The organism is Frankia sp. CoBUL1 (genome assembly GCF_978021245.1).
The window spans coordinates 1,666-4,706 of the sequence record NZ_CDXDOS010000279.1 but is presented as its reverse complement, the minus strand read 5'-3'; the positions used below and the strand labels follow the sequence as shown (position 1 = coordinate 4,706).

Sequence of the window (3,041 nt, the reverse complement as noted above, 5' to 3'; positions counted from 1 at the left end):
GTCGTTGGGGTGGCTGGTGATCCCGGCTCCCGACAATCCAGCAACCCGACCAGCAATCTGACGATCGGTCAACCCGACAATCGGTCAACCCGACAATGCGGGGTAACCGGGCAACCCGACAAGTGGGCACCACGACATCCGCTGGCGGTGCTCCTCTCCGGGGCGACGGTGGTGACGAGCCGGCGAACGGTCGTTGCCACCCGCCGTCCGGGTCACGCGGAGGAGGAACACAGAGGAGGCACCTGCGGTGAGGATCGTCTGTGTGGGGGGCGGACCGGCAGGACTTTACTTCGCTATCTCGGCGAAACGCCGTGACGCCAGCCAGGAGATCATAGTCCTCGAACGCGACCCGCCCGGGGCGACCTACGGCTGGGGGGTCGTGTACTGGGATAACCTTCTGGACGTCCTTTTCCGCAACGACCCAGGCAGCGCTCGTGCCCTGCGGGCTGCGTCCACTCTCTGGCAGGAACAGCGGATCAGTCTGGGCGGATCGTCGGCGGCATATCTCACCGGCTACGGCTTCAGCCTGCAGCGGGCCGCGCTGCTTGAGATCCTCGCCCGGCGGGCCACCGACCTCGGCGTCGAGGTGGAGTACCGGCACGAGGTGGACGACCTGCGCCCGTACGCCGACGCCGATCTCGTCGTGGCGTCCGACGGCGCGAACAGCCGGGTGCGCCAGCTGGCCCAGGACGATTTCGGTACCAAGGTCGAGATCGGCGGTAACCCGTACATCTGGCTCGGCACCGACAAGCGCTTCGACAGCTTCACCTTCGCCTTCGAACGGACCTCCGCGGGATGGATCTGGTTCCACGCCTATCCGTCCAGCGTCGGCGTCAGCACCTGCATCGTGGAATGCTCCCAGCGGACGTGGAAGGGACTCGGCCTTGATCTCCTGAGCGCCGAGGACGCGCCGCGGATGCTGGAAAAGATCTTCTCTGGTCCGTTGGACGGCCATCCGCTGATCAGCCAGTGCCGCGGCCGGGCGGCGCGGTGGCTGCGCTTCGCCGATGTCACCAATCGGAGCTGGTACCACGACAACGTCGTGTTGATCGGTGACGCCGCCCACACCACGCACTTCGCCTTCGGGTCGGGCACGGCGCTCGCGATCGTCGATGCGGTCGTGCTCGCGCAGAGCATGTACGACAGCGGCGGCGATCTGCCGGCCGCGCTGCGAGATTTCGACCGGCGGGGCCGGGCGGCCCTGGGTCCTCTGCAGGCGGCGGCGCGGACGAGCATGGCCTGGTTCGAACGGGTGGACCCATACCTCGATCAGGATCCGGTGTCGTTCGCCTACTCGATGGCGTCGCGCCAGGGCGAACAGCCGCCGTGGCGCTACCCGGTGCACCGTGCCAGCCAGCACCCGGCCGTGCGCAGGGCGCTGCGCGGACTGAACTCGAGTGCACGGTGGGGCTTGGCCCGTCGCCGGGGCGAACCCGTCGCCCGGAGAAGTGCGGCGGGTTAGTCAAGGTCGGCCGGGGCGTTCGCCGAGCGCCCCGCGGTGGTTGACGGCGCTCTCCACGGCAGATCACCTTCCGTGAGCTGCCGAAGGTTTCCACCGGGAAGATCGAGAAGAACGTGCTGTGTGGCTGGGGCACCGACCCGAACCTCTGCGACCGGTGAGATCCGCCGGGCCGGGCATGGTCCCGCGCGCCGGTGACGTCGTCGTTCCCGCACGCTGATCGTTCCTGCAGGCTGATCGGTTCCTCGTGTCGCCCGTTGGCAGGCCGTTCGGCATTTCCACTTCATTCTGTATCTATGTGTAAACGTTCGACGACACGACGTCTCTGGACCCGGGATGGGCGGCGCTGAGTGCGGTTCGGCAGTCACTATGCGGGACATGCACCTCACGGACATCGCGGAACTGCCCTATGATCCATGCGAACACCTCACCGGACGGCTCACCCGGGTGTCCTCCGGTGGTAATCGCCGCCCTGACGTCGGCCCGAAGGCTGCCGGCCGGAGGATTGCCGGCCCGAGGATGATGTCGGATCTCACCGCGGCGCCGGTATGGATCCCGTGAGCGACAGGACGGATGGAACCGGTATGGCTGAAACTGGTATGTCCAATAGGGCCGGTAGGGCGGGCGTGTCGGACATTGTGAACGCTGCCGATGTAACGGATGTCGCCGATGCGACGGATGCGGTCCGGGAGAACCGCCCGATCGGTCCCCACCGCCGCAGGGTGCTGCGGGGCGCCGGGTTGCTCGGCTTCGGCGGTGGTGTCGCGATCGGGGGAGGCCTCGGGGGAGTCATGGCCCTCGACGGCGGTGTCGCCGTTGCCGCGGAACGTCCCCAGGAGGACCAGCCGGGCGGGACGGACCGCGTCGCCGCGGTCCGTCGTGAGGCGCTGGCCGGGGTGGTGGGCGACGGCCGTCACCAGCCCGGAATCGCCGACCGCCCTCCCGCGCAGCTCGTCTTCACCGCCTACGACCTGACGACGTCCGGCCCGGCTGCGGTCCGCGCATCCCTCGCCGCGGTGCTGCGCACCTGGACGGCCGCCGCCGCGGTGCTGATGCGAGGCGAGCCGCTCGACGGCGCTGAGCGGGACACCCAGGGACTCGGACCGGCGGGGCTGACGATCACCATCGGGCTCGGCGCGTCCGCGCTGCGCCGCGCCGGTCTCGACGCGCAGATACCCGCGGAGTTCGCGGACATTCCCGCGATGCCCGGTGACCAGCTCGATCCGGTGCGCAGTGGCGGGGATCTCGGCGTGCAGGTCTGCGCCGAGGATCCGATGGTCGCGGTCTCGGTTTCCCGGCAGATGCGCCGTCTCGCCGCTCAGGATGCCAGGCCCCGCTGGATCCAGCGGGGATTCCTTCGTTCCGCGGCGGCCGCGTTCAACCCCGGGTCCACCCCACGCAACCTGATGGGGCAGATCGACGGCACGGACAACCCGGGACCGGGCACGCCGCGGTTCGAGCGGGCGGTGTGGGTGTCCAGCGGGCCGGAATGGATGCGGGACGGGTCCTACCTGGTCTGCCGGCGCATCCGCATGCTGCTCGATGCCTGGGCGCGGCTGGACGAGACGGCTCAGAGCGCGGT

General features: G+C 69.3%; 2 protein-coding genes. Both read left to right on the top strand.

Translation table 11 applies throughout. The features are described 5' to 3' along the window. The first annotated feature begins 247 nt into the window (after positions 1-247). Positions 248-1,462, top strand: a complete 1,215-nt coding sequence (locus AC08OX_RS15520; protein ID WP_476608467.1) for an FAD-dependent monooxygenase — start codon at positions 248-250, stop codon at positions 1,460-1,462. 623 nt (positions 1,463-2,085) lie between these two features. Continuing rightward, positions 2,086-3,041, top strand: a 956-nt coding sequence (locus AC08OX_RS15515) for a Dyp-type peroxidase (RefSeq protein ID WP_476608466.1), incomplete at its 3' end; no start/stop codon positions are given.